This window comes from Lentzea rhizosphaerae, assembly GCF_042649515.1.
Classification (GTDB): domain Bacteria; phylum Actinomycetota; class Actinomycetes; order Mycobacteriales; family Pseudonocardiaceae; genus Lentzea; species Lentzea aerocolonigenes.
In genome coordinates this window covers 147,686-173,419 of the sequence record NZ_JBHRZI010000029.1, presented here as the reverse complement: position 1 = coordinate 173,419, position 25,734 = coordinate 147,686, and the positions used below count along the sequence as shown (strand labels likewise).

The following is a 25,734-nucleotide window of genomic DNA, read 5'->3' as shown; positions in this document are numbered from 1 at the left end:
CACCCCAGTGGGACGCACGGCTGGCGGCCATCAAGAAGATCGCTGAAAGGTGAAGCTACCGCCCACCATCGTGGCCAGCACCGGGATCTCCGCGATCGACCCGCTCGTGCGGGGATCGTCGCCGAGCACCACGAGGTCCGCGAGCTTGCCCGGCGTGAGGCTGCCCAGCACGTGCTCCTTGCGGCACGCGTGGGCGCTGCCGAGTGTGTACGCGCGGATCGCCTCCTCGACGGTGATCGCCTCGTCCGGCCCGACCGCGCGGCCGCCCGACGAGCGGCGTCGCACCATGAACTCGATGGCGCGCAACGGGGCACCGTCAGCGACCGGTCGGTCCGAGCTGCCCGCGACGGTGATCCCGCGGTCCAGGAACGACCGTCCGCGGTACATCCACGGCGCGCGTTCCTCGCCCATGATCTCGCTGTAGTCGTCGCCGTACGACCAGAGGAACGTCGGCTGGACGACGGGGATCAGGCCGAGCGCGGCGATCCGGTCGAGCTGGTCTGGGCGCACCAGGCCGCAGTGCTCGATGCGGTGCCGGGCGTCGGCGCGCGGTCGTTGCCGCTGGGCTTCCGCCACCGCGTCCAGCGTGAAGTCGATCGCGCGGTCGCCGATCGCGTGGATCGCGAGCTGCCACCCGGCGTGGTGCCCGTCGACGATCGCCGCCCGCATGAACTCCTCGGACTCGGCGAGCTGACCGGTGTTCGCGGTGCCTGCGTAGGGCTCGGTCAACGCGGCCGTGCGCGCGATCATGCCGCCGTCGGTCCACAGCTTCATGGCGCCCAGCGACAGCATGTCGTCGCCGAACCCGGTGTGCAGGCCCAGGTCGATCGCGCGGGGAATGCCGTCCGCAGGATCGGCTGCAACCTCGTGCAGGACGTGCGCGGAGACCATGAGCTGCACGCGGATCGGCAGCCGCGCACGTTGGTACGCGGCCGCTTCCAGCGGGCTGCTGGCGATCAGGCCCGCGCCGATGCCCGCCTCCGCGCACATCGTGACGCCCTCGGACAGGACCTGCCGCGCACTGGTGTGCAGCTCGGCGGTGATCTCGTCGAGCGAGTACGGCAGTCGCAACGAACGGGCGGTCAGCTGCTCGTTCTCGGTCAGCCAGCCGTCGCTGGTGATGCCGGGAAGCTGGTCGAGCACCGGTGAGTTCACGACGCACGCGTGTCCGGAGATGTCGGCGACGTAGACCGGCCTGCCGCCGCTGACCCGGTCGAGGTCGGCGGCGGTGAGCGGGGAGTCCATGAGCCGGCGGTCGTAGCCGGACGCCTCGATCCAGCCCTCGCCGGGCGCGCCGGCGAGACGGGCGAGCACCTGGGCCACGGTCGTCAGGCCCGTCACGTCGATGGTGCGGCGGCCGTTCCACGCGAGGTGCGTGTGGGCGTCGATGAAGCCGGGCAGCACCACGGCGTTGCCGAGGTCGACGGTCTCGGTGGCCGGCAGGTCCTCGACCTGCTCGTCCAGCCCGGCGATGCGGCCCTGCCAGATGCCGATCGTGTGCGCGGCGGGGCGTGCCGGGTCCATCGTGAGGGCCCGGCAGCCCGTCAGTTTCAGATCCAGCCTCACCCGATGATTCTCATGCAGTCGCGAGGACCGGCACGGGAGTGTTGGTCAGCACGGAAGCCAGGATCTCGCCCGAACGCACCGCGACGTTGGACAGCAGCGACGACGTGATGCCGTGCGAGTGTTCGGTGCCGCCCTGCAGGTAGATGCCACCGCGCAATGTCGACTGCACGCGGTAGTCGCGGCCCACGACCAGACGGCCCGCATCGTCGCGTGCACACGTCACGTCGAGTGAGCCCAGTGCGGGCGCGGCCTCGTCGTAGCCGGTCGCGAGCAGCACGAGATCGGTGTCGACGAACTCCTGCTCACCGGTGACGAGCGACTGGATCACCGCGCGGGCGCCGTCCGCGGACTCCTCGACCGCGACGAGCCTCGTCATGTTCATCATCTTCAGGCGCTCGGTGCCGAGGACCTTCTCCTGGTACGCGGTGCGGTAGAGCTGCGCGATCAGGTCGACGTCGACGACCGAGTAGTTCGTGTTGCGGTGGTAGTCCATCAACCGCTGCTTCACGGCGTCCGGGGCGTCGTAGTAGTGGTCGACGGCCTCGGGGTCGAAGATCCGGTTCGCGAACGAGCTGTCGTCCGCGGGGGAGTAGCCGTAGCGGGAGAACACCGAGCACACCTCGGCACCGGGGAACTCGCGGTGCAGGTGCGCCACGGCCTCGGCCGCGCTCTGGCCGGCGCCGACGACGACGCAGCGCTTCGGGTCGTCGAGCTCGCCGATGCGGTGCAGGAACTGGCTGTTGTGCCAGACGCGGTCCGACAACGCGATGCCCTCGGGCACAGCCGGGCGCAGTCCGGTGGCGAAGACCAGGTTGCGTGCGTGGTACACGTCACCCGTGGCCGTGGTCACCTCGAACAGGTCGTCCTGGATCGCTTCCACGCCAACGGCTTCGGTGTTGTAGGCGACCAGGTCGTCCACCTGTGCCGCGGCCCACTCGAAGTAGTCGTGGAACTCGACCCGCAGCGGGAACAGGTTCTTGTGGTTGACGAAGTCGATGAGCCGGTCACGGTCCTTGAGGTAGCAGAGGAACGAGAAACCGCTGGCCGGATTCCTCATCGTGACCAGGTCCTTGAGGAACGACACCTGCATGGTGGCGTCGTCGAGCAGCATGCCCCGATGCCAGCCGAACGTCTGCTGACGTTCCAGGAACACCGCGGTGACAGGGGTTTCGGCCTGCTCGTTGTGCTCGGTGAGAGCGATGGCGAGCGCCAGGTTCGAGGGACCGAACCCGATGCCGACGATGTCGTAGATCGGATGCATGAGCACTTAACTTAGGGAAGCCTAAGCTTGCTTGGCAAGCCGTCAGTTAGGTTAGCCTGACCGTATCGCACCGGAGTAGAGGGAGGCACCCCCATGCGGGTCGTCATGTTCGGGTTCCAGACCTGGGGTCATCGCACCCTGCAGGCACTTTTGGCGTCCGAGCACGAGGTCGTACTGGTGGTGACCCACCCCAGGGGTGAGGGTGCGTACGAGAAGATCTGGAGCGATTCGGTCGAGGACCTGGCGCGCGAGAACGGCGTCGAGGTCGTCGTCCGCGAACGTCCGGAGGACCAGGAGCTGCTCGACAAGCTTCGCGCGGCCGACCCGGACGTGATCGTCGCCTGCAACTGGCGGACCTGGATCCCGCCGCAGGTCTTCGCGCTGCCCAAGCACGGCACGTTGAACGTGCACGACTCGCTCCTGCCGAAGTACGCGGGCTTCTCGCCGTTGATCTGGGCGCTTCTCAACGACGAGAAGGAAGTCGGCGTGACGGCGCACATGATGGACGACACGCTCGACGCCGGCGACATCGTGCTGCAGCGCTCGGTCCCGGTCGGCCCGCGTGACACGACGGCGGACCTGTTCGCGAAGACGCTGGAGCTCTTCGGCCCGATCACCGTCGACGGCCTCGCCGAGATCGCGTCCGGCCGGACGGACTTCGTGAAGCAGGACCGGTCGCAGGCCTCGTTCTTCCACAAGCGCGCCGAGGAGGACCTGCGGATCGACTTCTCGTGGACCGCCGAGGAGCTGGACCGCCTGGTGCGGGCACAGTGCGCGCCGTACCCGAGCGCGTTCTGCTTCCACCGCGGTCAGCGCCTGGAGATCATCGAGGCGGAGGTCTCGGAGGCCGTGTACGGCGGCACTCCCGGCCGGATCTTCTACCGCGAGGGCGACGGCGTGGCGGTCGTCGCGGGTGCCGAGGCCCGGCGCGGCCGCAGCAAGGCGTTGCTGGTCAAGAAGGTTCGCATCGCCGACGGCACCGAGCTCAAGGCCCACGAGTACTTCAAGAACATGGGCGGCTACCTGACCTCCCGTCCCTGAACTGTGACACGCGGATCACGGGCCGCTTGATCGGCTCGTGATCCGCATGGTCGATCATTGCCGCATGAATCGCGCGGCGGTGACGTCACTGGTGGTCTTCGTACTGCTCGTGGCACTGGGCTGGTACCTGACGAAGCTCCAGTCGTCCCAGGAGAATTCGCCCGTACCGACCGGCGCCGCGCCGTCGGGCTCCAAGGACCTGGGCGCGCTGAAGATCGCGCCGGAGGGCAAGATGGCCGGCTACAGCCGCGACCGGTTCCCGCACTGGGCCTCGCAGGGGAACTCCTGCGACACCAGGGAGATCGTGCTGCAGCGCCAGGGCACCGACGTGAAGACGGACAAGGACTGCAAGGCGGTCTCCGGCACCTGGAACAGCCCCTACGACAACGTGGTGATCAAGGACGCGGCCGAGGTCGACATCGACCACACGATCCCGCTGGCCGAAGCGTGGCGTTCCGGCGCGGACAAGTGGACCGACGACGAGCGCAAGGCGTTCGCGAACGACCTCGGCGGCATCCAGCTGATCGCGGTGACCGCGAAGTCCAACCGCGGCAAGGGCGACCAGGACCCGGCGAAGTGGAAGCCGCCGGTCGAGGCTTACTGGTGCACGTACGCGCAGCACTGGATCTCGGTGAAGGTCTCCTACAAGCTGACCGCGGACCAGGCGGAGCACGACGCGCTGGCCGTGATGCTCAAGGCCTGCTGACCGGATCGGCCGGCACGTCCGGGCGGTGACGCCTTCAGCCGCGCCAGAACGGGGGTCGAGGCCGCGTTCAGCAGTGCTCCACGGGCCGGCGCTGCCTTGGCACGCAACGAGGTTGTGTGTACCGCCAGCAACCCGAACACCTTCAGTCGCCGCAACCTTCAGCTGCGGCAACCTTCAGCTGCGGCAACCTTCAGCCATGGCAACCTCCGCGCCACAACCTCCCCGGTGACGCAGCCTCCCCAGCAACGACGACGCGGCCCGACCCCCCAGACGGGCCGCGTCGCCCACCGCCCCCTACACGGCGTGAACCGACTCGAACAGCCCTGACAGCTTCCAGTGCGTCACGTACCCCATGGCCTCGGCCGCGATCAGCACGTCCAGCTTCCCGAGGTTCGTCCGCGCGGGCATCTGGTACGCCTTGCCGCGCCGCACGTCGAGGACCATCGGCGTGGCGCCCGGCAGCGTGTCCGAGATCGTGTGCTGCAGGATCCGCAGCCCGACGTTCGCCGCCTCCCTGGTCAGCGGCGTCTCCTTGGTGTGCACGAGCACCGCGAAGGTCGACCCGTCCTTCTTGCGCAACCCCAGGTGCGGACGGACCTTCAGGGTGAGCTCGCCGGCGCGGTAGGTGGCCCCCTCCACCGGCACGCCGGTCGCCTTGAACGACGCCAGCCAGGGCAGGAAACCGTCGGCGATCTCCTCGAACGCCCGCGGCTGCCCCGTCCGGTTGGCGTTCATGACCGCCTTCTTCAGCTCCAGTTCAGGTTCGGTGGAGTTGACCGCTCGGCGCATGGCGTCGCGGATCGGGTTGTAGAACCCGCAGACCCTCGTGTCGGAGGCCAGGTACATCCCCCGCTGCTCGGAGACGATGTTGATGCGTCCACGCTGGCCGCTCATGACGTACTCGGTGAACGACAGTGCGGTGACGCTGACGTTGTTGTCCGGCAACGCTTTCTCCCCTCGTACCGCTCTCTTCACCTGACGTTATCCGAGGGGTCTGACAAAAACGGGACTGCGCCGAACGGGCTAACCGTCACGGAGAGTTGAACATTCAACCGAACGGGTGGCACTCACAGTTGCGACTTCGGCCTCAATCGGTAAGTGGACGGTGACGGACTGGCCACTGATCACGCGGATGACCGTTCGTCTGCCGTTCGCCGACGCTCACTGAACGCTCACCGCACGGCAGGCAGAAGTCACACTCCGTAGAAGATCAACTCGGGAGAATGGAGTTCGTCAAGAAGAACACGGCGAGGGAGCACGATGGCGGTCAAGGCGGAGCGTTCACCCGATAGGGCGGGTGACGTCGAGGTTCCGCAGCCGCGGCAGCCGACGAGGTGGCTCGTCCATCCCGACCAGTGGCCGCACGCGGCCCAGGTCACGGTCATCCTCGTGCTGATCGCCCTGCTGCTGTGGGCCATCGCCGTGACGCTCGGGCCTGACCAGGCCTTCATCGTCGGTTCCGCGGGCATCGCGGCCAAGCTCATCTGCATGTACCTGGACACCCGCGTCCGCCACTGAGCGGTCAGCCCGTCCGCCCGTACCGCTCCGCCGCGCGCGCCTTCGCCTTCGCGGCCTCGATCTCGCGGTCCTTCGGCGGCGCGGTCGTCACCAGCGCGTCGAGCAGTTCCTGCGTCGCCGCCGCCACCGCCGCGACGGCCTGGTCGAACGCGGCCTGGTTCGCCGCCGACGGTTTCGCCGCCCCGCTCACCTTCCGCACGTACTGCAGCGCCGCGGCCTGCACCTCGTCGGACGTGGCCGGCGGTTCGAAGTTGTGGAGCACCCGGATGTTTCGGCACATGCGTCCACTATGACCTGTTGGGCGGCGCCGCGCGGGTGTGGATGCGTTCTCCCTGCTTGCCGAACAGGCTGATGATCTCGGCGGGCTGGCCGTCCGCGCTGCTGAGCGCGTGCGGCTGACGGCAGTCGAACTCCGCCACCTCGCCCGCCCGCAGCACGACCTCCTTGTCGCCGAGCCGCAGCCGGATCCGTCCGCTCAGCACGTAGAACCACTCGTAACCCTCGTGCACGCGCGGTTCGTGCAGCTCGGCGTCGCTGAGGATCATCTTCCACGCCTGCAGCGGGCCGATCGAGCGCGTCAGCGGGATGCCGACACGGCCGTGGTCGAGCTCGCGCGGCTTCATCTGGACGCGCGGATCGCCCACCTCGGGCGCGCCGACCAGGTCGTCCAGTGACACCTGGTAGGTCCGCGACAACGGCAGCAGCAGCTCCAGGGTCGGCTTGCGCTGGTCGGTCTCCAGGCGCGACAGCGTCGACTTCGAGATGCCCGTCATCTCGGACAACGTCGCCAGCGTCAGGTCGTGCTCGGCTCGCAGCGCGGCGAGCCGTTGTCCCAAGGTTGTTGCCATAACGGCAACATACTTTGCCAAAACTGGACTGTCGACCGCACTCTTGAGCCATGGGACACGAAGTAGTGATCATCGGTGGGGGAGCGGCCGGACTCAGCGCCGCTCTGGTGTTGACCAGGGCGCGCCGCAGCGTGCTCGTGGTCGACGGTGCCGAGCCGCGCAACAAGCCGGCCGCGCACATGCACAACTACCTCTCTCGTGACGGGCTCTCGCCGTTGGACCTGCTCAAGCACGGTCGCGCCGAGGTCGAGGGCTACGGCGGAGAGATCGTCAACGACACGGTCGCCGGAGTGACCAAGACGGACGACGGCTTCGCGGTCGAACTGAGCGGGCGCACCGTGCACGCCCAGCGGCTGCTGTTCGCGACCGGTCTGGTCGACGAGGTGCCGGACCACCTGCGCGAGCGCTGGGGCCGGGACGTCTTCAGCTGCCCGTACTGCCACGGCTACGAGGTCCGCGACCAGAAGCTCGCGGTGTTCGGCGAGGAGATGAAGGTCGCGCTGGTCAGGCAGTGGTCGGACGACGTTACGCACGTTCCGTCGGTGGACAGCATCGAGGTGGAGGACGACCGGCTCGTCGCGGTGATCTCCGGTTCCGACCGCATTCCGGCCGACGCGCTCGTGTACTCCGCACCGGTCAAACCGCGGGACGAGTTCCTGCTGGCGTTGGGTGCGGAGACCGAGGAGACCCCTGTCGGCCCGTTCGTGCGCACGGACGGAAAGGGACGCACGAGCGTGCCGGGTGTCTACGCAGCAGGCAACGTCACGGACCCGGCGGCCATCGTGATCGTCGCCGCCGCCCAGGGCGCCCAGGCGGCCGGGATGATCAACATGGACCTGATCACAGCGGCAGGCTGATCCGGAACACCGAACCGCGGCCGAGCTCGCTGATCACCGACACCGTGCCGCCGTGCGCCTCCACCAGGTGCCGCGTGATCGCGAGGCCGAGCCCGCTGCCGCCCGTGCGGCGGCTGCGGGACTTGTCCGCTCGCCAGAACCTGTCGAACACGTGCGGCAGGTCGTCCGGGGCGATGCCCGTACCGGTGTCGGCGACCTCGAGGACCGCGTTGCTCTGCTCCTGGAAGAGCTTCACGACGACCTCGCCGCCGGGCGGGGTGTAGCGGACGGCGTTGGCGACGAGGTTGCCGAGCGCCTGGCGCAGCCGCACCGGGTCCGCGCTGAGGTGCACCGGCGTGGTCTCCGCCCGCAGCAGGATCTCGCGGTTCTGCTGGGAGTTCACCACCTGCTCCACGACGTCGTCGAGCGCGATCGGTTCGGGGTGCAACCGCAACGTGCCCGCGTCGGCCTGGGCGAGGTCGTGCAGGTCGTCCACGAGTCGTTGCAGGAGAAGGGATTCCTCCAGCAGCATGTCGATCAGGTGCGGGTCCGGCTCCGCCAGGCCGTCCTGCGTCGCCTCCAGCCAGCCGGTGATGTTGCCCAGCGGCGTGCGCAGCTCGTGCGCGACGTCGCTGACCATGGCCTGCCGCTGCCGTTCGGTCTCCGCGAGCTTCTCGGACATCGCGTTGAACGACTTGGCCAGCTCACCGATCTCGCCCGCGCCGCCGTCGACGCGCACGGTCCGATCGCCCTCGGCGGTGCGCCTGGTGGCGGTGGTCAACGCCCGGATGGGCCGGACCAGCTGCGTCGCGGTGATCCACGACGCGAACCCGGCGAGCGCGAGGATTCCCAGCGCCACCAGGATGATCTGCTTGGTCCCGGTCGTCGACAGGTCGATCGTCTGCGGTCCGGCGCCGGTCGGCTCGGTGATGAACGCGTGCGCGTACTCGGCCACCCACGGCCGCAGCTGCTCGCGGCGCGCGGTGTCCATGCACTCCGCGACCGGGGGATCCGAGTACTTGACGGTCGTGATCTCCCAGTCGAGTGGGATCGGCCCGTCCTTCGGCCCGAACCGGTAGGTCTGGGGCAGCCGGCTGACGCACCCCTTGAACAGCCCGTGCAGCTCGGCGTAGGCGGCTGTCTCGGTCGGCGTCAGCGTGTACAGCTGGTCGCCCACCGTGCAGTCCTCCCACTGGGACAGATTGCCGGGCTCGTCGTTCGCGAGCCGCGGCCTGCGGTTGGGCTGCTCCACGATGGTGATCTTGTCGTTGCACTGCAACAACCGGTCCGCGTAGCTCCGCAATTTCGCGTGCTCGTCGTCGGTGAGCATGAACGGCCCCACCGCCCGCGGGTCGATCTTGCCCGCACCCGGCTTGAGCCACGAGTCGACGTTGAGCGGGTCGACGGACACCTTGGGGTTGACGGGCAGTGGTGGAGAGCTCGCGTTGCCGGTGTCCAGCAACGGTTTGCCGTTGCGGTCGGTCAGTGCGATGCGCCGGTTGAACGTCCGCGCCAGATCGTCCACTTCGGACTTGGCAGCGGCCCAGCTCCGGTGCGTGGCCGCCGCCTTCAGCAGCCCGTCGTAGATCTGCGCGTCCGTGGCGAGGGCTTCACCCTGCTCCTGCCGGATCGCGCCGGTGGTCGCCTGACTGGCGAGCCACGCCGTCAACGCGATCGAGCACGCCGCGATCACCAGGGAGAACAGGAAGAACCGAACGAGCAGGCTTTTCATACGAGCTTGTACCCGATGCCGTAGACGGTGAGCAGCCGTTCCGGCCGTCGCGGATCATGCTCGATCTTGCGGCGCAGCTTCATCATGTGCACGTCGACCGTCCGCGCCGTGATGAACCCGTCCTCCAGCAGCTGTTCGCGCGTGAACACCCGTTGCGGCTGCGCGGCCATCTTCGCCAGCAACCGGAACTCCGCTGGCGTGAGGCTCACCAGCTCGTCGTCGATGCGCACCTCGTGCCGGATCGGGTCGACGGTCAGGCCGCCGACCTTGAGCACGGTGGCGCTGGTCTCGCGCGCACGCCCGGTGCGCCGCAGGATCGTCCGCACCCGCGCCACCATCTGCCTGGGCCGGAACGGTTTGGTGATGTAGTCGTCCGCGCCCAGGTCGAACCCGAGCAGCACGTCGTCCTCGGTGGATCTCGCGGTGAGCAGCACGATCGGCACGTCGGACTCGGTGCGGACGGCCCGCATCACGTCGATGCCGTCGACGAGCGGCATCATCACGTCCAGGACCAGCAGATCGGGGTTGCGGCGCCGAGTTTCGTCGATCGCGGCCCGCCCGTCGTGGACGACCACCACGGAATGCCCGTCGTGCTCGAGGTACCGGCGCACGAGCTCCGCCTGGTGAACGTTGTCCTCGGCGACGAGGATGTGGGCACACACAGTTCGCAGTATGCAGGTCTTCACGACAGTCAAGCGGGACGTAAACAGGTTCTTCATCAGTTCCGGCGAGCGTTGCGGTCATGAAGGTGCACCTGGTTCTGGGGGCTGTCGCACTGACGGCGCTCCTGCTGACCACCTCGCAACTGGCAGGGGAGACGTCCCCCGCGGCCGCGCCGACCACCGCTCCGGCTCCGCCGCCGTCGTCCTCTTCCGCCGTGCCTTCACCGCTCCCACCGCCCTCACCGCCGCCGCGCGTCTACGCGTCCAGCTCGGACCTGCCCGACGGCTCCGACTTCCCCGCCACCGGAGCCGCCACCTTTCACGTCGTCCCGGGCTCAGGACCGGCCGTCGGCACCGGCCCGTTGCGCACCTACGCCGTCGAGGTCGAAGACGGCATCACGGTCGACGAGCAGGCCTTCGCGTCATTCGTCGACGCCACGCTGGCAGATCCGCGCGGCTGGACAGCGAAAGGCGAGCGTTCGGTACAACGTGTCGCTGGCCCGGCGTCGGTGCGCATCAGGCTGACCTCGCAACAGACCGCACGCGCCGTGTGCGGCTACGAGATCCCGGTGGACGTCTCGTGCCGCAACGGCAACCTGGTGTTCCTGAGCGCCGCCCGCTGGTTCCGCGGCGCCGTCGCCTTCCTGCCCGACCTGACCTCGTACCGCCAGTACATGGTCAACCACGAGGTCGGCCACGCGTTCGGCCAGGGACACCGCCCGTGCGAGGCGGCGGGCGGACCGGCGCCGGTCATGATGCAGCAGACGTTCAGCGTGGCGAACGACGAGATCGTGCGCATCACCCGGGGCGTGCCGCAGGGCGCGGTCATTCCGCAGGACGGGAAGGTGTGCACGCCGAACGGGTGGCCGTATCCGTGACCTTGCGGGCCACGACCACCGTCGTGGTCTCGCCCTCGACCGCGAACACCGGTTCCACGTGCTCGAACACGTTCCTGAGCTCGGTGACGACGTCGGCGCCGCTGAAGCCCGCGATCAGCCGGTAGCCCGTGCGCAGGAGCTTCGTGGTCCAGGTCTTCTTGGCGAGCCGCACGTCGAACACGAACAACCGGCCGCCCGGCCGGAGCGCGTCCGCCGCGTTGGCGATCGCCGCCGGCACGTCCGGTATCGCGCTGAACGCTCCGAGCGCGACCGCCGCGTCGAACTGCCCGGCCCCGTGGTCGGTGGTGCACGCGTCGGCCAGCCGCACCTCGGCGTTCGCCGCCCGCTTCCTGGCGATGGCGACCATGCGCGGGCTGAAGTCCATCGCGACCACACGTCCTCGTGGCCCAACGGCTTCGACGAGAGCCGGGATCAACGCCCCGGTGCCGCACCCGATGTCGAGCACGGCCTCGCCGGGTTTCAGGTCCAGTTCGGCGATCGCCAGCGCGTTGAGCCTTCCGGAGAACCGATCGAGCACGCGGTAGTAGGTGAGTGCGGCGAAGTCCCAGATCTGCATGTCGCCCCCTTTGTTGCAATGCGATCGCATCGTAAAACAGGGTGCGGGTAGGATGCAATGCGATCGCATTGGAGATGTCGCATGCCGAAGCAGGTGGACCACGACGAGCGCCGACGCCAGATCGGTGACGCCGTGTGCCGGTTGATCGCCGCGCGTGGCCTGGACGCCGTGAGCCTGCGTCACGTGGCCGCCGAGGCGAACGTGTCGATGGGGCGCGTCCAGCACTACTTCGGGACCAAGGACGAGATGCTGATGTTCGCGTTCGAGATGATCAGCGAACGCGTCGGCGCCCGTCTCGGCGAGGTCTTCCCGGACGACCCGGCGCAGTACCTGCGCGCGATCCTGCTGGAGCTCCTGCCGTTGAGCCCCGCGGCCCGTGCCGAGGCGCCGGTGCTCGCGGCGTTCCTCGCGCACGCCGTGGTCGAACCGCGCGTCGCGGAACCGTTGCGTCAGGGCCACGGCGAGATGGTGGCGTGGCTGGCGGGGATGATCAGCTCCGTGCGTCCCGGTGGTGATTCCGAGCGGGATGCGATGGCGCTGCTGGCGTTCGTCGACGGGCTGATGCTTCAGGTGCTGATGGGTCAGGTGTCACCGAAGGCCGCGGAAGCGTTGGTGGACCACCAACTCGGTCGTGTGTTCACTTGATGTTGATGTCCGTCTCCATAGCCTGACCGGATGGACGTGGACACGAGGCTGCTGAGGTACTTCGCCGCCATCGCCGAGGAGGGCAACCTCACGCGCGCTGCGCACCGGCTGTTCGTGTCGCAACCGTCGTTGACCAAGCAGCTCAAACACCTCGAGTCGCAGCTGGGCGTGCGGCTGTTCACCAGGTCCAGCACCGGAATGACGCTGACGGACGCCGGTCACGCCCTCGCCGCGCACGTGCCGCCGGTGCTCGCGGACTGGGACGCCGCGGTGAGCCAGACCAGGAGCGCCGCGCGCGTGCTGCGCGTCGGTTTCATCACCAGCGCGGCGAACGACGCGACGCAGGACATCGTCACGTCGTTCGGCAGACTGCGGCCGGGGTGGCAGGTCGACCTGAAGCAGGCGTCGTGGTCGGACCCGACGGCGGGGCTGGGTGCGGAGGAGGTGCCGGTCGCGTTGCTGCGCCTGCCCTTTCCCGGTCAGGAGTCGTTCGAGGTGCGCTCGCTGTTCACCGAACCTCGTTGCGCCGCCTTGCCTTCCGCGCATCCGCTGGCCGGACGTGACGAGATCGCCTTCCAGGAGCTGTGGGACGACCCGGTGATCGTCGCCCCGTCGCTCAATGGAACCTGGCGCGAGCACTGGCTGGCTCTGTCCGAACGGGACGGTCGCGAGGTCCGCGTCGGCGCCGTCACGGAGCGGCCGGACGAGTTCCTGAGCGCGATCGCCGGCGGCCACGGCATCGCGCTGGTGCCGGCGTGCGCGTCCCGGTTCCACGCCAGACCGGACGTGGTCTACGTGCCGGTGACCGGTGTGAGCCCCAGCGAGGTCGCCGTCGCGTGGCTCCCGGACGCGGGCGACGTGGTGGCCGACTTCGTCCGTTGCTGCCTGGACGTCACGCGCTCGCGGCGCACCGGCTGCGGCACTCGCTCGGGCTGAAGCCGTGCACGCGCTTGAACGCGGCGCTGAACCCGAACGCGTCCGCGTACCCGACCTGCCGCGCCACCGCCCCCACCGTGCGCGACGGATCGGCGAGCAGGTCGGCCGCCACGGTCATCCGCCACTCGGTGAGGTACGTCAGCGGCGGCACCCCGACCAGCCTGGCGAACCGCCCGGCGAGCGTCGTCCGCGACACCCCGGCCTCCTTGGCCAGCAAGGCGAGCGTCCACGCCTTCCCCGGCTGCGCGTGCATCGCCTCGAGAACCGGCCCGACCACCTCGTCCGCCCGTGCCGCGAGCCACCCGGCGCCGTGCTCGCGGTCGAACCACTCCCGCAGCGCACACACCATCAGCCAGTCCAACAACCGATCCGTCACCACCCCAGGCCCGCCAGTACCCACCGCCGCGTAGAACGCAGCACAGTCGTCGGTCCCCGGAGCCACCAGCGCGTCCGGCAACACGGCCGTCAGCCGCCGCGCCACAGCACCCTTGACCTCGTAGGTCCCGCTGACCACCGTCGCACGTCCTTCCGCGACAACGGATTCCTGCACCACGACGATGTCCCCGGCCTTCGCGGTCTCGCCCAGCACCGTGACCTCGCCCGACGCCACCGCGTACAACGTGAGCCCGGACAACACCCGCGTCCCGGCCATCTCGACCCGGCGCACCCCAGCCCCATCCGCGCGCACCCCGCGCAGCAGTTCGTCGAACGGCTCCATGCCTCACACGATACGTCCGGACGATCGAACATCATCGATGAACACTCACCCATGTCCGCCACCCGCGATGCCGGGTTGGCTGCACTGCATGACACAAGAGATCCTGGTCCTAGGCGCCACCGGCAAGACGGGCCGTCGCGTGGTCCGCACCCTGGAATCCCTCGGCGCCAAGGTTCGCAGCGCCTCCCGTGCCACCGGCTTCGACTGGAACGACCCCACGACGTGGAAACCGTTCGTGCACGGCGTAAACGCGGCCTACGTGATCGCACCAGAAGACCCGGCGATGGCAGCCCCGTTCGTGGAACTGGCAGAGTCGTCCGGCGTCCAACGCCTCGTCTTGCTCTCGGGAAGGGGCCTCGACGAAACGCCCGAGCAGTTCTTCCAAGGCATGCAGGCCGCCGAGAAAGCGGTGCGGGCCAGCACCCTGTCCTGGACCATCCTGCGCGCCAACAACTTCAACCAGAACTTCTCCGAGGACGTCTGGCACCCCGAGATCCGTGCCGGCCGCCTGTCTCTCCCGGTCGACGACACCCCGGAACCGTTCGTGGACGTCCAGGACGTAGCCGAGGTGGCAGCCCTGGCCCTGACCACCGACGACCACCACGGCCAGACCTACACCCTGACCGGTCCCGAAGCCATCACGTTCACCGCGGCCCTGGCCAAGATCTCCACGGCCAGCGGCCTCCCAGCAGAACTGGTGCGCCTCACCCGTGAGGAGTACCGGAACCTCCTGCTCTCCCAAGGAGTCCCGGAACAGGTGGCCGCCGAGCTGAACGAAATGTTCGACGGCATGCGCCACGGCCGACTGGCCACCCCGACCGACGACGTGAGCCGCCTGCTGGGCCGCCCAGCCACCAGCTTCGACACCTACGTGGCCACCGCCCAGTTCTAGCGCCGAGGCAACAACAGGTGCACGGCAAACCCAGCCGCCGTGGCCATGACCGCCTGGTAGACGACCGAGAGCTGGTACAGCGACCCGACGACGAAGGCCGCCTCCAGCCCGGTCGCCCACCACCCGGCCAACTCACCGAGCCCGAGCACGTGCCACCCGAAGAACCCGGCGCACCACCCGGCCACGACCCAGCCGGCCCGCCCGCCCCGCCTGGCCAGCAGCACGGTGGACACGGCGGCGACGGCGTTGAAGGCGAGCGCGACCCCGGTCAGCGTCGCGTCGGGGCTCCAGAGCAGGCTGGCGAGCGTCTGCACGACCAGAACAGTGATGACGAGCCCGATGCCCAACCGCGTCTTGTCCACGCGGCAGGGTAACCAGCCGTGCGCGTCCCGGCGTGGTTCCATGCCCTGATGATTCCGACCGAAGCGGACCTGGCGGATGCGTTGACCACAGCCGTTCGTGCGGCCGTCATGGACCTGTTCCGCGACAACCCGGGTCACACGTTCTACTACATCACGCTGACCACACCCGGCGAGGCGTTCGGCCCGGCACTGTCGGCGTGGTCGTACGAGGCGCTGGCGCAGAGAACGGACGCCGACGACGTCCGCTACTCCTACGCCGATTCGCCGTTCTCGATCGTGGGCGAAGAGCACCTGAAGCCGGTCCGCGAACTGTTCGCCGCGCGCCCGGAGGTGTTCGACATCGACGACGACGCGTCCGAGGCGGAGTTCGATCTTCGCCTGCGCGCGATGGAGACGGCGCTGCACAGGCTGTCCGACGAAGGACTGTTCGGTGTCGGCGAGGCTCGCGCGGGCGTGCTGGTTTCGCTTGAAGTCGTTCCTGACGACGAGGAGAACACCGTTGCCAGGGCTCGTCGGCTCAACCCGCCGGGGCCGGCGCTGGACGCTTGGCTGGCCTACTGGGCCTAGACCTGGGCAGAGCCACGGAACGAAGAAGGCCGCTGACCTGTCTGTGCAGGTCAGCGGCCATTCGTTCCAGCGCCCCTGGCAGGATTCGAACCTGCGACCTCGGGATTAGAAGTCCCTCGCTCTCTCCACTGAGCTACAGAGGCTGGAGGGGGTTCGGAGACGGCCACGAATCGTGGTCGCCTGGCGCCCCCACCGGACACATCGTCCGAAGACGATCGACTGTTTCCGCCCTACGTCCAAATGGGTGACGAAAACAGTCTAAACGTGATGAGGGTCACGTCCGTGGGGCCGTTGAGGCTCTCTCCACCAGGGAAACGTCGAGTCTCGTCGGCCGTGGCGGTCTGCCGCCGGCCAGTAATTTCAGCGCCAGCTCGCCGGCTCGGCGGCCCTTGTCGGCCAGGGGTTGACGCACGGTAGTCAGTGGCGGGTCGCTGTAGGCCGCTTCGGGGACGTCGTCGAAGCCGACCACGGAAAGGTCGCCCGGGACGGTCAGGTTCAGGTCGCGGGCCGCTTGGAGGGCGCCGAACGCCAGTTGGTCCGACGCGCACAGCAGGGCGCTCGGGCGCGGCTCGCGGGTGAGCAACCACCGCGCGCCTAGACGTCCGAGTTCGCGATCACTGCCGCGCGCCTCCCACACCGGAACATTGTCCGGTCGCACCCCGCCTTTTTCCAAAGTGTCGAGGTAGCCGCCGAGTCGGTCGCGGCTGACGCGAAAGCCCACGTCCGAACGGCGCTCGGCCGACACGGGGCCGGTTGCTCCGTCCGGGTGCAGTGCGAACGTCAGAACGCCGAAGCGGGTGTGTCCCAAGCCGAGCAGGTGTGCCGCGGCTAGTGATGCGCCCTCGTGGTCCTGCACCTCGACTCGTGCCGTGCCGGGCAGCACCGGCTGGTCGATGACCACCAACGGGAGTCCGCGGGCGGCCACCGCGTCCAGCGCGGGAGCCGAGTCGGGCAGTGAGTACGCCACCATCACGTCCGCCTGGGCTCGCGTCACGATCGAAGGGCGCGGGCCGCCCGTGGCGTCGCCCGGCATCAGGACCAGGCTGTGGTCGTGGCCGTCGACGGTCGACGCCAGGCCGTCGAGCACGATCGACAGCGCCGGATCCGAGAACGCGCCGGACAGGCCCTGCGGCAGCATGAAGCCCACGGCTGCCGACGACCGTGTGGCCAGAGAGCGTGCAACGGGGTCTGGGCCCGCATAGCCCAGAGAGCGCGCCGTCTCGAGGATGCGTTCGCGCAACGACGACGAGAGCTGATCGGGACGGTTGTACGCGTTCGACACCGTTGCCCTGGAAACCCCGACCGCGGCGGCGACGGTGTCCAGCGTCGGCCGGCGTCGGCGATCGGAGTCCACGAAAGCATCGTATGCGACAGATCGCACCCAAATCACTGGCGCGGCTGAAGCGCTTCAGTCATGCTGGCACGCATGTCCCCACGCCTGGCCACGTTCGTCGTCTTCCTGTTGAACGGCGCCGTCTTCGGCACGTGGGCGGCACGCGTGCCCGCGCTGGCCGAGCAGGTCGGCGCGGAGGTGGGCAGCCTCGGGCTGGCGTTGCTCGGGGCGAGTGTCGGGCTGGCCGTCACGGCGCCGCTCGCGGCACGGGTGTGCGCGGTCTACGGATCGCGTGGAGTGCTGATAGCGAGCAGCCTCCTCAGTCCGTTGCTTCTGCCCGTGCTGGCGCTTTCGCAGTCGACCTTGCAGTTGGGGCTGACTCTCATCGCACTGGGTGCGAGTGTCGCCGCGATGGACGTGTCGATGAACGTCGCCGCGGTCGTCGTCGTCCGCGATCTGCAACGGCCGTTGATGCCGCAGTTCCACGCGGGCTTCAGCGTCGGCGGTCTCATCGGCTCGTTGGGCAGCGCCGCCGCCGCTCAGGCGCAGTGGTCACCTATGAGGCACTTCTTGTTGGCGGCGTTCATAGGTCTGTTGGTGACCGCAGTCATCGCGCAGAAGATCCCCGGAGGAGTAGGGGAGCGCCATAGGGAAGAAGTCGCCGAACGCACGAACGTGCTCAAGAGCCCTGTCCTCTGGCTGTTGGCGAGCGTCGCGCTGTGCAGTGCCATCGCGGAAGGGGCGGCGGCGGACTGGTCGGCGTTGTTCATGGTGCGTGAACGAGGCATGGGCGACGCAGCAGGTGCATACGCCTATGCGGGCTTCTCCGTCGCGATGGCGCTCGCACGGTGGTTCGGCGAACCCATCCAACGCACGCTCGGTCCGCACCGCCTGCTCGCCGCGGGTGGTGGCCTTGCCGCGACCGGGCTGGCAACGGCCGTGCTCGTCCCTCTGCCGGCCGCCGGGTATCTCGGGTTCGGGCTGGCCGGCCTCGGGCTCGCGTTCTCGTTCCCCGTGGTCATGGACCTGGCGAGCGAGACGGGCAAGCGTGCGGACGGCAGCGGTGGCGAACGGGAGCTGGGGCTCGTGACGACGATCGCCTACACGGGGTTCCTCGCGGGCCCGCCGATCGTGGGCGGGCTGGCGCACGTCAGTTCGCTCGTGGTGTCGCTCGGGTTCGTGGCGCTGGTCACCGCGCTGATCATTCCGGCGACGTGGCTGGCCAGGCGGGCCGCTAGGCAGCCGGCATCCGTTTGAGCGCCTGCTGGCCGATCGGCTCCAGCGCGTCCCGTGCCTTCGCTTCCGTGGCGCCGCTCATGCCGATGGCGACCAACAACGACTCGGTGTGCGTCACGGCGATGGTGGCCGTGCACACCATGTCCTTCTCCTGCTGGCCGCAGCTGAGCCACGTGGCGTGCTTGCTCGTTTCGACCTCACGGCCCTTCTTCTGGACGTTCTTCGACTCGTCGAACGAGCGGTAGGGGACCGCCACCAGCACGTACGCGCTCTCCTTCAGGCTGAAGAGGCACGAGTTCGGCATCTCCTTGCGAGGCGCGGGCTGGACCTGCAGCGTCCCGATCGGCTTGAGGTCCTTCTCCGTCACGAGGCCGCACGGGTCGACTCCGGCGGTCTTGCGCGGCGTCGCGATGGCGAGCGGAGGCGGCGGCGCTGCGACAGGTTCACCCTGGATGCGGTACGAGCAGCCGGCGACCGCGAGAAGGGTGAGCAGGAGGAGGAGAGAACGTCTCACACGGCGCAACCCTAGAGGGTCGTAGGCTCCCGGACGTGGCAATCGAACGCTCCACCAGAACGGGTTTGGTGCCCCTCGTCGTCATCGGCTTCGCGGTGGCGGCGCTGGCCGCCGTCGCGCTGAGCGCGCTCTCGGGCAACCCTCCGGCAGGGCTGCTCGTCGTGCGCGTGCTGACGGAGACAGGCGCGGTGGTGACCATCGGCTCGTTGCTGTTGGCGGCGTTCCTCGTGCCACCGCAGAAGAACGGCACTCTCGCAGCAGACGGCTACGCCGCGATGCGCACCGCTGGGTGGTTCGCGTTGGTGTGGCTGGTCGGTGCCGTGCTGTCGGTGCCGTTCACCACAGCCGCCGCGATCGACCGCCCGGTCGGCTCCTTCACCCTCAGCCAGATGATCGCGACGGCGATGCTGCTGGAGCAGTCCAAGGCGTGGATGCTGACGGCGATCATCGTGAGCTTGCTCGCACTGGCCTGCCGGTTGGTGCTGTCGTGGGGATGGACGACGGTCCTGCTGTTCCTGGCGATCTTCGCGCTGGTCCCGGTGGCCGTCACCGGTCACTCGTCGTCCGGCGGTTCGCACGACATGGCGACGAACAGCCTGTTGTTCCACCTCGTCGCCGCGGTGCTGTGGGTGGGCGGGCTGATCGCGTTGCTCGCGCACGGCAGGCGTGGCGGTGCTCACCTGCCCCTCGCCGCGACGAGGTTCTCGAAGGTGGCGCTGGTCTGCTGGATCGTCATGGCGGTCTCCGGTGTGGTGAACGCGTTCGTGCGCATCACTCCGTTCGACCTCTTCACGTCCACCTACGGCATGCTCACGCTCGGCAAAGTGGCGTGTCTGCTGCTGTTGGGCGTCTTCGGCTACTTCCAGCGCGAACGCGGCGTGAAGGGCGTTGTCGACGGCAAGCCGCACGCGTTGCTCAAGCTCGCCGGCCTCGAAGTGCTGCTGATGATGTTCACCATCGGTCTCGCGGTGGCGTTGGCGCGCACTCCTCCTCCGTCGGGCAGCACCGAACTGCCCAGCCGCACGGAGATCGCCATCGGGTACGACCTCGCCGGGCCGCCCACGCTGGCGAAGATCCTGTTCGACTGGCGCTTCGACCTGATCTACGGAACGGCGGCGCTGGCGCTCGCGCTGCTGTACGTCCTGGGCGCGCGCAGGCTCGCCAAGCGTGGTGACAAGTGGCCGGTCGGCCGCACGGTCGCGTGGCTGTGCGGGTGTTTCTCGCTGCTCTTCGCGACGTCGTCGGGCATGGGCCGGTACTCGCCGGCGATGTTCAGCGTCCACATGGAAGCGCACATGGTGCTGTCCATGCTGACGCCGATCCTGTTCGTCCTGGGTGGACCGGTGACGCTGGCGTTGCGTGCGTTGCCGGTCAACAAAGAGGTGCCGGGGCCACGAGAGTGGGTGCTGGCCTTCGTGCACTCACCGGTCGCGCGTCTGCTTACGAACCCCTTCGTCGCGTTGGCGTTGTTCGTCGGGTCCTTCTACGCGCTGTACTTCTCCGGTTTGTTCGAGGCCGCGCTGCCGTACCACTGGGCGCACCTCGCGATGAACGCCCACTTCATCCTCGCCGGCTACGTCTTCTACTGGCCTGTGATCGGCGTTGACCCGTCACCGAACAAGCTGCCGCCGCTCGGCCGGTTGGGGTTGTTGTTCGCGTCGATCCCGTTCCACGCGTTCTTCGGCGTCGTGCTGATGAGTTCGCAGACCGTCATCGGCGAACAGTTCTACCGCGGCCTCTCGCTGCCGTGGGTGCAGAACCTGCTGGAGGACCAGCGACTCGGCGGTGGCATCGCGTGGGCGGCGGGGGAGCTCCCGTTGCTGGTGGTCATGGTCGCCCTGCTCACGCAGTGGGCGCGCCAGGACAGCCGCGACGCGAAGCGGTTGGACCGCAAGGCCGACGCCGATGGCGACGCCGACCTCGAGGCCTACAACGCGATGCTCCGCAAGATGGCGGGCAAGGACTAGATAGACAGCGGCCTGCGGAACCCGCGGACCGCGAAGTACGCGCCGACGGCGGCGATCGCGCCGCTCGTGGCCAGTGCGCCGACCACCCCGGTCACAGGGTGGGCGAGCGCCAGGCTGCGGGCGGCGTCGACCGCGTAGGTCAGCGGGTTGACCTTCGCGATCGCCTGCAGCCAGCCGGGCAGGCCGCCCACCGGCACGAACGCGCTGGACGCGAACATCAGCGGGAACATCGCGAGGAAGCCGACGGTCTGCATCAGCTCCGCCTTGCGCACCCACGCTGCGATCGCGATGAACACCCAGCTCAGTGCCCATCCGACGACCAGGGCGAGGCCGAGGGCGGCGAGTGTGCCGGCCATGCCGCCGTCGGGGCGGAAGCCGAACACGAGCACGCCGAACGCGATCATCAGCACGAGCTGGAACGCCGTGCGAACCGCGTCGGAGAGGTTGCGCGCCAGCAGAACCGTGCTCGGGCGGATGGGCAGCGAACGGAACCGTGCGAGCACACCGTTCGACATGTCCTGCACAAGTCCGATGCCGGACGCGAGAGACGACTGCATCGCTGTGTTCACCAGGATCGCGGGCAGCAGGTAGTTGATGTAGGTCATGCCCGGCGGGAAGTTCGCCGTGGACGTGATGCTGCTGAAGATCTGGCTGAACAGCGTCAGCATGATCAACGGCTGCAACACGCTGAAGAACACCAGTGCGGGCGTGCGCAACAACGCTCTGAGTGAGCGGCCGGTCAGCACGAGAACCTGTGTCGGGTAGCTGCTGCCGTGCCAGGTCAAGGTCGCCATGATTCCCCCTAGTTCGCGGCGAGAGTGAGGTAGACGTCGTCCAGGGTCGGCTCTTTGAGGCCGATTTCGTGCGCCTCCAAGCCGTTGTCGTCCAACGCGCGCACGACCGTTGCAAGGTCGCGTGAGGCGCTGACAGGCGTTGTGAGCGTGAGGCCTTCCACGACGGGATGGAGTCCCACGGCGTTGACGGCCTTCATCGCGATGTCCACATCGGACGCCGAGTCGAGCGTGACCGTCACCGTGCGCTGACCGACCTGGGCCTTGAGCTCGGCGCTGGTGCCGGACGCGACGACCTTGCCGTGGGACAGCACGGTGATCGAGTCGGCGAGCCGGTCGGCCTCGTCGAGGTACTGCGTCGTGAGCAGCACGGTGGTGCCGTCGGCGACGAGCTTCTCGACGATCTCCCACATCGCGAGGCGGCTGGCCGGGTCGAGGCCGGTGGTCGGCTCGTCCAGGAACAGCACCTCGGGGCTGCCGACCAGGCTGGCCGCGAGGTCGAGGCGCCGCCGCATGCCGCCGGAGTAGGTCTTGGCGTTGCGCCTGGCGGCGTCGGTGAGGTCGAACTGCTCCAGCAGGTCGTCGGCGCGCAGGTGGGCCTGCTTGCGGCTGGCGCCGAGCAGCCGGGCGATCAGCACGAGGTTGTCGTGGCCGCTGAGCTGCTCGTCGACGGCCGCGAACTGCCCGGTGAGACCGATGCGGCTGCGGACCTCGTGGCTCTGCCTGACGACGTCGAAGCCGGCGACCTTCGCGCTGCCGGCCGACAGCGGCAGCATGGTGGTGAGGATGTTGACGAGCGTGGTCTTGCCTGCGCCGTTGTGGCCGAGGAGGCCGAGAACGGAGCCCTTCTTCGCGGTGACGCTCACGCCGTCGAGCGCGTGGACGTCACCGAACTTCTTGCTGACATCGGTGGCTTCGATCATGAGCTCACTCATCTGTCTCCCCCTTTGAGTGCGCCGTGCAGGAAAAGGTCGACGATGGTCGCGGGTTCGGCGGTGGTCTGGCCGAAGCCCGCGCCCATGCGGTTCGTGAAGACGGCGCCGAGCAGCATCCGGGCGGCGAGATCGGGGCTGACCCGCATCTCCTCCTCGCTGAACAGGCCTGCCACGGCCTCGGACAGCTGCTGCATGCCGACCGGTGGTCCCTTGTGCTTCTTGTGGTCCTCGTCGCGCGGCTGGTAGCCGGACTCGCGCAACGCGCCGATGACACCCCACATGCGGTCGAGGTAGCCGCTGAACGTGGCTACTCCGGAGGTCAGCCGTTCCTCCAGCGGCACGTCCGCCGGGATCGCTTCGAGGCGGGCGACTTCCTCGTCGGAGTGCAGGGCGCGCTGGATGCACGCGTCCAGCAGCTCCGCCTTGTCCTTGAAGACGCGGAACACCGTGCCTTCCGCGATGCCCGCGGCCGCGGCGATCTGGCTGGTGGTGACGTTCGCGCCGGCTTTCACGACGAGCGGCAACGTCGCCTGGACGATCGCTTCTCGGCGATCTTCCGGGCTCATCGCGGGGGCACGGCGGCGGCGAGGTTCCTCTGGCACGTCCGCAACTGTATGAGTGAGTCCTCACTCATGTCAATGAGTGGGCGCTCACTCACTCGCTCGGCTCGAACGGCGCACTAGCAGACACCTCCGACAATTTCGCGGTCCGAGGCGGTCCAAGATCCCGACCTGTCCACAACCCGCGAGTAATCCACAGATCCCCGTCCACCCCGCTCCCTCCGCCCCTGCCAGGAGCAACCTGGACCAGCAACCCCACGACCTGGAGGCAAGAACCCGATGTCCTGGAATTCCACGCTGGTCACCGTCGTTGGACATGTGGCGAGTGACATCTCGTACCGCTTCGGCGACGACGGCAAGACGAACGCCTTCTTCCAACTCAGCTCCACCGAACGCCGGTACAACACGGCGATCGGCGACTGGGAGGACGGCGAGACGCTCTGGCTCGGTGTGTCGTGCTGGCGCAAGCTCGCCGACAGCGTGAAGACCGCGCTGTCCAAAGGTGATCCCGTGATCGTCCAGGGCAAGCTGCGCATGCGTCACTACGAGAAGGACGACGTGAAGAAGACGGCGTTCAACCTGGACGCGTCGCACATCGGGCTGGATCTGAGCCGTGTGCAGTCACTCGGCTCCGCTCCCGTCGTTGAACCGCGGGTGAGTCATGATCTCGCCGAGGAACCCGTGCCGTTTTGATCTTGCGCCCTTCGGGGCAACCAGGCACGGGAGTTCCCCGATCCCACCCGATCCGGCAGCGCCGCCGGTGAAGATGTACGCACTGCGATCCACGAAGGAGGGAAGCTCGTAGATCGGGGCCGCTGAGGACCGATCGCCGAGAGTCGTTCACGTTCGAACGGAACGGGCAGGTCACCGACTCGCGTGACGCTTGATCCGAGGGTGAACACGGGCTTGTCGGCGACCGAGGTCAGGAGCCTCCGAGCACCGCTCTACGATCGCCGCCATGGCCGAGTTCATCTACACCATGAAAAAGGTGCGCAAGGCGCACGGTGACAAGGTCATCCTCGATGACGTCACGATCATGTTCTACCCCGGCGCGAAGATCGGTGTGGTCGGTCCCAACGGCGCCGGCAAGTCGAGCGTGCTCAAGATCATGGCGGGGTTGGACACACCCGGCAACGGTGAGGCCTACCTGTCCCCCGGTTACTCGGTGGGCATCCTGCAGCAGGAACCGCCGCTCAACGAGGAGAAGACCGTCCTCGGCAACGTCCAGGAGGGCCTGGGCGAGATCAAGGTGAAGCTGGACCGCTTCAACGAGATCGCCGAGCTGATGGCGACCGACTACTCCGACGAGCTGATGGAGGAGATGGGCAAGCTGCAGGAGGAGCTCGACCACGCCAACGCGTGGGACCTCGACTCCCAGCTGGAGCAGGCGATGGACGCCCTGCGCTGCCCGCCGCCGGACGCCGAGGTCACCAAGCTCTCCGGTGGTGAGCGCCGCCGCGTCGCGCTGTGCAAGCTGCTGCTGAGCAAGCCCGACCTGCTGCTGCTCGACGAGCCCACCAACCACCTGGACGCGGAGAGCGTCCTGTGGCTGGAGCAGCACCTCGCGCAGTACCCCGGCGCCGTGCTCGCCGTCACCCACGACCGGTACTTCCTGGACAACCTGGCCGAGTGGATCCTCGAGCTCGACCGCGGCCGCGCGATCCCCTACGAGGGCAACTACTCCACGTACCTGGAGAAGAAGGCCGAGCGTCTCGCGGTCCAGGGCAAGAAGGACCAGAAGCTGCAGAAGCGCCTCAAGGACGAGCTGGAGTGGGTGCGCTCCGGCGCCAAGGCCCGCCAGGCCAAGTCCAAGGCGCGTCTGGGTCGCTACGAGGAGATGGCGGCCGAGGCGGAGAAGACCCGCAAGCTCGACTTCGAGGAGATCCAGATCCCGCCGGGCCCGCGTCTGGGCAACGTCGTGGTCGAGGTCGACAAGCTGAAGAAGGGCTTCGGCGACCGGGTGCTGATCGACGGGCTGTCGTTCACGTTGCCGCGCAACGGCATCGTGGGCGTCATCGGCCCGAACGGCGTCGGCAAGACCACGCTGTTCAAGACGATCGTCGGCCTCGAGCAGCCGGACGCGGGCGACGTCAAGGTCGGCGAGACGGTGCTGCTGTCGTACGTCGACCAGAACCGCGGTGGCATCGACCCGAAGAAGAACGTGTGGGAGGTCGTGTCCGGCGGGCTCGACTACATCCACGTCGGCAACGTCGAGATGCCGTCGCGCGCGTACGTCAGCGCGTTCGGCTTCAAGGGGCCGGACCAGCAGAAGCCCGCGGGCGTGCTGTCCGGTGGTGAGCGCAACCGCCTGAACCTCGCGCTCACGCTCAAGATCGGCGGCAACCTGATCCTGCTGGACGAGCCGACGAACGACCTCGACGTCGAGACCCTGGGCTCGCTGGAGAACGCTCTCGAGCAGTTCCCCGGCTGTGCCGTCGTGATCTCCCACGACCGGTGGTTCCTCGACCGCGTCGCCACGCACATCCTCGCGTGGGAGGGCACGGACGAGAACCCGTCGCAGTGGTACTGGTTCGAGGGCAACTTCGAAGGTTACGAAAAGAACAAGATCGAGCGCATGGGTGCCGAAGCGGCCCGCCCGCACCGTGTCACGTATCGCAAGCTGACACGGGACTGAGAGGGCAACGGCGACGTC

Annotated in this window: 28 protein-coding genes and 1 tRNA gene; 13 read left to right on the top strand and 16 right to left on the bottom strand. The window is 68.3% G+C overall.

The window, feature by feature from the left end; all coding sequences use genetic code 11:
• Nucleotides 1–30 precede the first annotated feature (30 nt).
• Nucleotides 31–1,566, bottom strand: coding sequence for an amidohydrolase (locus ACFOWZ_RS33155; protein ID WP_382377895.1), 1,536 nt, complete (start codon nucleotides 1,564–1,566; stop codon nucleotides 31–33).
• Nucleotides 1,567–1,576: 10 nt separating this feature from the next.
• Nucleotides 1,577–2,827: a lysine N(6)-hydroxylase/L-ornithine N(5)-oxygenase family protein gene (locus ACFOWZ_RS33150; protein WP_382377894.1), complete on the bottom strand. Its 1,251-nt coding sequence runs from the start codon at nucleotides 2,825–2,827 to the stop codon at nucleotides 1,577–1,579.
• A gap of 93 nt (nucleotides 2,828–2,920) precedes the next feature.
• Between ACFOWZ_RS33150 and ACFOWZ_RS33145 the strand changes: the two genes are divergently transcribed.
• Together ACFOWZ_RS33145 and ACFOWZ_RS33140 are read left to right on the top strand one after the other, a co-directional pair.
• The gene (locus ACFOWZ_RS33145; protein WP_382377893.1) at nucleotides 2,921–3,868 is read left to right on the top strand and encodes a methionyl-tRNA formyltransferase; all 948 of its coding nucleotides are present in this window, start codon (nucleotides 2,921–2,923) and stop codon (nucleotides 3,866–3,868) included.
• A gap of 64 nt (nucleotides 3,869–3,932) precedes the next feature.
• Nucleotides 3,933–4,574 (top strand): HNH endonuclease family protein, encoded by a 642-nt coding sequence (locus tag ACFOWZ_RS33140; protein WP_382377892.1) that lies wholly within the window; start codon nucleotides 3,933–3,935, stop codon nucleotides 4,572–4,574.
• Between the two features lie 294 nt (nucleotides 4,575–4,868).
• Here ACFOWZ_RS33140 and ACFOWZ_RS33135 read toward each other — a convergent pair whose 3' ends face one another.
• Nucleotides 4,869–5,549 carry a hypothetical protein gene (locus ACFOWZ_RS33135; RefSeq protein ID WP_382377891.1) on the bottom strand — a complete coding sequence of 227 codons (681 nt, stop codon included), beginning with the start codon at nucleotides 5,547–5,549 and terminating at the stop codon, nucleotides 4,869–4,871.
• 285 nt (nucleotides 5,550–5,834) lie between these two features.
• On the opposite strand from ACFOWZ_RS33135, the gene ACFOWZ_RS33130 reads away from it, so the two are divergent.
• On the top strand, nucleotides 5,835–6,092 hold the full coding sequence (locus ACFOWZ_RS33130; protein WP_030468234.1) for a hypothetical protein: 258 nt from the start codon (nucleotides 5,835–5,837) through the stop codon (nucleotides 6,090–6,092).
• Between the two features lie 4 nt (nucleotides 6,093–6,096).
• Here ACFOWZ_RS33130 and ACFOWZ_RS33125 read toward each other — a convergent pair whose 3' ends face one another.
• Nucleotides 6,097–6,372: a DUF2277 domain-containing protein gene (locus tag ACFOWZ_RS33125; protein ID WP_030468233.1), complete on the bottom strand. Its 276-nt coding sequence runs from the start codon at nucleotides 6,370–6,372 to the stop codon at nucleotides 6,097–6,099.
• A gap of 7 nt (nucleotides 6,373–6,379) precedes the next feature.
• Entirely contained in the window at nucleotides 6,380–6,940 is a 561-nt protein-coding gene (locus tag ACFOWZ_RS33120) for a helix-turn-helix domain-containing protein (protein ID WP_382377890.1), read from the bottom strand.
• 50 nt (nucleotides 6,941–6,990) lie between these two features.
• On the opposite strand from ACFOWZ_RS33120, the gene ACFOWZ_RS33115 reads away from it, so the two are divergent.
• Nucleotides 6,991–7,797, top strand: a complete 807-nt coding sequence (locus tag ACFOWZ_RS33115; protein ID WP_382377889.1) for an NAD(P)/FAD-dependent oxidoreductase — start codon at nucleotides 6,991–6,993, stop codon at nucleotides 7,795–7,797.
• On the opposite strand, the gene ACFOWZ_RS33110 is transcribed toward ACFOWZ_RS33115, so the two are convergent.
• Nucleotides 7,781–9,508 (bottom strand): sensor histidine kinase, encoded by a 1,728-nt coding sequence (locus ACFOWZ_RS33110; RefSeq protein WP_382377888.1) that lies wholly within the window; start codon nucleotides 9,506–9,508, stop codon nucleotides 7,781–7,783. The genes ACFOWZ_RS33115 and ACFOWZ_RS33110 overlap by 17 nt on opposite strands.
• On the bottom strand, nucleotides 9,505–10,170 hold the full coding sequence (locus ACFOWZ_RS33105; RefSeq protein WP_382377887.1) for a response regulator: 666 nt from the start codon (nucleotides 10,168–10,170) through the stop codon (nucleotides 9,505–9,507). The genes ACFOWZ_RS33110 and ACFOWZ_RS33105 overlap by 4 nt, the downstream gene beginning before the upstream one ends.
• 80 nt (nucleotides 10,171–10,250) lie before the next feature.
• Between ACFOWZ_RS33105 and ACFOWZ_RS33100 the strand changes: the two genes are divergently transcribed.
• On the top strand, nucleotides 10,251–11,048 hold the full coding sequence (locus ACFOWZ_RS33100; RefSeq protein ID WP_382377886.1) for a DUF3152 domain-containing protein: 798 nt from the start codon (nucleotides 10,251–10,253) through the stop codon (nucleotides 11,046–11,048).
• Here the strand turns inward: ACFOWZ_RS33100 and ACFOWZ_RS33095 are convergent.
• Nucleotides 10,996–11,625: a class I SAM-dependent methyltransferase gene (locus tag ACFOWZ_RS33095; protein ID WP_382377885.1), complete on the bottom strand. Its 630-nt coding sequence runs from the start codon at nucleotides 11,623–11,625 to the stop codon at nucleotides 10,996–10,998. The genes ACFOWZ_RS33100 and ACFOWZ_RS33095 overlap by 53 nt on opposite strands.
• An 81-nt stretch (nucleotides 11,626–11,706) precedes the next feature.
• Between ACFOWZ_RS33095 and ACFOWZ_RS33090 the strand changes: the two genes are divergently transcribed.
• Together ACFOWZ_RS33090 and ACFOWZ_RS33085 are read left to right on the top strand one after the other, a co-directional pair.
• Nucleotides 11,707–12,270, top strand: coding sequence for a TetR/AcrR family transcriptional regulator (locus ACFOWZ_RS33090; protein ID WP_382377884.1), 564 nt, complete (start codon nucleotides 11,707–11,709; stop codon nucleotides 12,268–12,270).
• Nucleotides 12,271–12,300: 30 nt separating this feature from the next.
• Nucleotides 12,301–13,206 (top strand): LysR family transcriptional regulator, encoded by a 906-nt coding sequence (locus ACFOWZ_RS33085; RefSeq protein ID WP_382377883.1) that lies wholly within the window; start codon nucleotides 12,301–12,303, stop codon nucleotides 13,204–13,206.
• On the opposite strand, the gene ACFOWZ_RS33080 is transcribed toward ACFOWZ_RS33085, so the two are convergent.
• On the bottom strand, nucleotides 13,163–13,924 hold the full coding sequence (locus ACFOWZ_RS33080) for an AraC family transcriptional regulator (RefSeq protein WP_382377882.1): 762 nt from the start codon (nucleotides 13,922–13,924) through the stop codon (nucleotides 13,163–13,165). The two genes, ACFOWZ_RS33085 and ACFOWZ_RS33080, sit on opposite strands and share 44 nt — an antisense overlap.
• 88 nt (nucleotides 13,925–14,012) lie before the next feature.
• Between ACFOWZ_RS33080 and ACFOWZ_RS33075 the strand changes: the two genes are divergently transcribed.
• Complete coding sequence (locus tag ACFOWZ_RS33075) at nucleotides 14,013–14,816, top strand: NmrA family NAD(P)-binding protein (RefSeq protein ID WP_382377881.1); 804 nt, start codon at nucleotides 14,013–14,015, stop codon at nucleotides 14,814–14,816.
• On the opposite strand, the gene ACFOWZ_RS33070 is transcribed toward ACFOWZ_RS33075, so the two are convergent.
• The gene (locus tag ACFOWZ_RS33070; RefSeq protein ID WP_382377880.1) at nucleotides 14,813–15,220 is read right to left on the bottom strand and encodes a hypothetical protein; all 408 of its coding nucleotides are present in this window, start codon (nucleotides 15,218–15,220) and stop codon (nucleotides 14,813–14,815) included. The genes ACFOWZ_RS33075 and ACFOWZ_RS33070 overlap by 4 nt on opposite strands.
• 6 nt (nucleotides 15,221–15,226) lie before the next feature.
• On the opposite strand from ACFOWZ_RS33070, the gene ACFOWZ_RS33065 reads away from it, so the two are divergent.
• Nucleotides 15,227–15,745 carry a DUF4303 domain-containing protein gene (locus tag ACFOWZ_RS33065; RefSeq protein WP_382377879.1) on the top strand — a complete coding sequence of 173 codons (519 nt, stop codon included), beginning with the start codon at nucleotides 15,227–15,229 and terminating at the stop codon, nucleotides 15,743–15,745.
• Nucleotides 15,746–15,815: 70 nt separating this feature from the next.
• On the opposite strand, the gene ACFOWZ_RS33060 is transcribed toward ACFOWZ_RS33065, so the two are convergent.
• Both ACFOWZ_RS33060 and ACFOWZ_RS33055 read right to left on the bottom strand, forming a co-directional pair.
• Nucleotides 15,816–15,888: transfer RNA gene (locus ACFOWZ_RS33060), tRNA-Arg, on the bottom strand.
• 131 nt (nucleotides 15,889–16,019) lie between these two features.
• Nucleotides 16,020–17,099 carry a LacI family DNA-binding transcriptional regulator gene (locus ACFOWZ_RS33055; RefSeq protein WP_382377878.1) on the bottom strand — a complete coding sequence of 360 codons (1,080 nt, stop codon included), beginning with the start codon at nucleotides 17,097–17,099 and terminating at the stop codon, nucleotides 16,020–16,022.
• Nucleotides 17,100–17,171: 72 nt separating this feature from the next.
• Between ACFOWZ_RS33055 and ACFOWZ_RS33050 the strand changes: the two genes are divergently transcribed.
• Nucleotides 17,172–18,335, top strand: coding sequence for an MFS transporter (locus ACFOWZ_RS33050; RefSeq protein ID WP_382377877.1), 1,164 nt, complete (start codon nucleotides 17,172–17,174; stop codon nucleotides 18,333–18,335).
• Here the strand turns inward: ACFOWZ_RS33050 and ACFOWZ_RS33045 are convergent.
• A complete protein-coding gene (locus tag ACFOWZ_RS33045) occupies nucleotides 18,313–18,828 on the bottom strand; it encodes a hypothetical protein (protein WP_382377876.1) in 516 nt (171 codons plus the stop codon). The genes ACFOWZ_RS33050 and ACFOWZ_RS33045 overlap by 23 nt on opposite strands.
• Before the next feature lie 35 nt (nucleotides 18,829–18,863).
• Here ACFOWZ_RS33045 and ACFOWZ_RS33040 point away from each other — a divergent pair, with 35 nt between their 5' ends.
• Entirely contained in the window at nucleotides 18,864–20,795 is a 1,932-nt protein-coding gene (locus ACFOWZ_RS33040; protein ID WP_382377875.1) for a cytochrome c oxidase assembly protein, read from the top strand.
• Here the strand turns inward: ACFOWZ_RS33040 and ACFOWZ_RS33035 are convergent.
• Genes ACFOWZ_RS33035 through ACFOWZ_RS33025 form a run of 3 tightly spaced genes read right to left on the bottom strand, consistent with a single transcriptional unit; the run spans nucleotide 20,792 to nucleotide 23,123 of the window.
• Nucleotides 20,792–21,589 carry an ABC transporter permease gene (locus tag ACFOWZ_RS33035; RefSeq protein ID WP_382377874.1) on the bottom strand — a complete coding sequence of 266 codons (798 nt, stop codon included), beginning with the start codon at nucleotides 21,587–21,589 and terminating at the stop codon, nucleotides 20,792–20,794. The genes ACFOWZ_RS33040 and ACFOWZ_RS33035 overlap by 4 nt on opposite strands.
• Nucleotides 21,590–21,597: 8 nt before the next feature.
• Nucleotides 21,598–22,521 carry an ATP-binding cassette domain-containing protein gene (locus ACFOWZ_RS33030; RefSeq protein WP_382377873.1) on the bottom strand — a complete coding sequence of 308 codons (924 nt, stop codon included), beginning with the start codon at nucleotides 22,519–22,521 and terminating at the stop codon, nucleotides 21,598–21,600.
• Entirely contained in the window at nucleotides 22,518–23,123 is a 606-nt protein-coding gene (locus ACFOWZ_RS33025) for a TetR/AcrR family transcriptional regulator (protein WP_382377872.1), read from the bottom strand. The genes ACFOWZ_RS33030 and ACFOWZ_RS33025 overlap by 4 nt, the downstream gene beginning before the upstream one ends.
• 237 nt (nucleotides 23,124–23,360) lie before the next feature.
• On the opposite strand from ACFOWZ_RS33025, the gene ssb reads away from it, so the two are divergent.
• Both ssb and ettA read left to right on the top strand, forming a co-directional pair.
• Nucleotides 23,361–23,774, top strand: coding sequence for a single-stranded DNA-binding protein (ssb, locus tag ACFOWZ_RS33020; protein WP_382377871.1), 414 nt, complete (start codon nucleotides 23,361–23,363; stop codon nucleotides 23,772–23,774).
• Nucleotides 23,775–24,039: 265 nt separating this feature from the next.
• On the top strand, nucleotides 24,040–25,716 hold the full coding sequence (ettA, locus tag ACFOWZ_RS33015; RefSeq protein ID WP_030468212.1) for an energy-dependent translational throttle protein EttA: 1,677 nt from the start codon (nucleotides 24,040–24,042) through the stop codon (nucleotides 25,714–25,716).
• Nucleotides 25,717–25,734 lie beyond the last annotated feature (18 nt).

Coding starts and splice junctions, on each gene's coding strand:
- ACFOWZ_RS33150 (WP_382377894.1), bottom strand. CDS start 2,827: ATGCATCCGATCTACGACATCGTCGGCATCGGGTTCGGTCCCTCGAAC.
- ACFOWZ_RS33145 (WP_382377893.1), top strand. CDS start 2,921: ATGCGGGTCGTCATGTTCGGGTTCCAGACCTGGGGTCATCGCACCCTG.
- ACFOWZ_RS33140 (WP_382377892.1), top strand. CDS start 3,933: ATGAATCGCGCGGCGGTGACGTCACTGGTGGTCTTCGTACTGCTCGTG.
- ACFOWZ_RS33130 (WP_030468234.1), top strand. CDS start 5,835: ATGGCGGTCAAGGCGGAGCGTTCACCCGATAGGGCGGGTGACGTCGAG.
- ACFOWZ_RS33125 (WP_030468233.1), bottom strand. CDS start 6,372: ATGTGCCGAAACATCCGGGTGCTCCACAACTTCGAACCGCCGGCCACG.
- ACFOWZ_RS33120 (WP_382377890.1), bottom strand. CDS start 6,940: ATGGCAACAACCTTGGGACAACGGCTCGCCGCGCTGCGAGCCGAGCAC.
- ACFOWZ_RS33115 (WP_382377889.1), top strand. CDS start 6,991: ATGGGACACGAAGTAGTGATCATCGGTGGGGGAGCGGCCGGACTCAGC.
- ACFOWZ_RS33110 (WP_382377888.1), bottom strand. CDS start 9,508: ATGAAAAGCCTGCTCGTTCGGTTCTTCCTGTTCTCCCTGGTGATCGCG.
- ACFOWZ_RS33100 (WP_382377886.1), top strand. CDS start 10,251: ATGAAGGTGCACCTGGTTCTGGGGGCTGTCGCACTGACGGCGCTCCTG.
- ACFOWZ_RS33095 (WP_382377885.1), bottom strand. CDS start 11,625: ATGCAGATCTGGGACTTCGCCGCACTCACCTACTACCGCGTGCTCGAT.
- ACFOWZ_RS33090 (WP_382377884.1), top strand. CDS start 11,707: ATGCCGAAGCAGGTGGACCACGACGAGCGCCGACGCCAGATCGGTGAC.
- ACFOWZ_RS33085 (WP_382377883.1), top strand. CDS start 12,301: ATGGACGTGGACACGAGGCTGCTGAGGTACTTCGCCGCCATCGCCGAG.
- ACFOWZ_RS33080 (WP_382377882.1), bottom strand. CDS start 13,924: ATGGAGCCGTTCGACGAACTGCTGCGCGGGGTGCGCGCGGATGGGGCT.
- ACFOWZ_RS33075 (WP_382377881.1), top strand. CDS start 14,013: ATGACACAAGAGATCCTGGTCCTAGGCGCCACCGGCAAGACGGGCCGT.
- ACFOWZ_RS33070 (WP_382377880.1), bottom strand. CDS start 15,220: ATGGAACCACGCCGGGACGCGCACGGCTGGTTACCCTGCCGCGTGGAC.
- ACFOWZ_RS33065 (WP_382377879.1), top strand. CDS start 15,227: ATGATTCCGACCGAAGCGGACCTGGCGGATGCGTTGACCACAGCCGTT.
- ACFOWZ_RS33050 (WP_382377877.1), top strand. CDS start 17,172: ATGTCCCCACGCCTGGCCACGTTCGTCGTCTTCCTGTTGAACGGCGCC.
- ACFOWZ_RS33035 (WP_382377874.1), bottom strand. CDS start 21,589: ATGGCGACCTTGACCTGGCACGGCAGCAGCTACCCGACACAGGTTCTC.
- ACFOWZ_RS33030 (WP_382377873.1), bottom strand. CDS start 22,521: ATGAGTGAGCTCATGATCGAAGCCACCGATGTCAGCAAGAAGTTCGGT.
- ssb (WP_382377871.1), top strand. CDS start 23,361: ATGTCCTGGAATTCCACGCTGGTCACCGTCGTTGGACATGTGGCGAGT.
- ettA (WP_030468212.1), top strand. CDS start 24,040: ATGGCCGAGTTCATCTACACCATGAAAAAGGTGCGCAAGGCGCACGGT.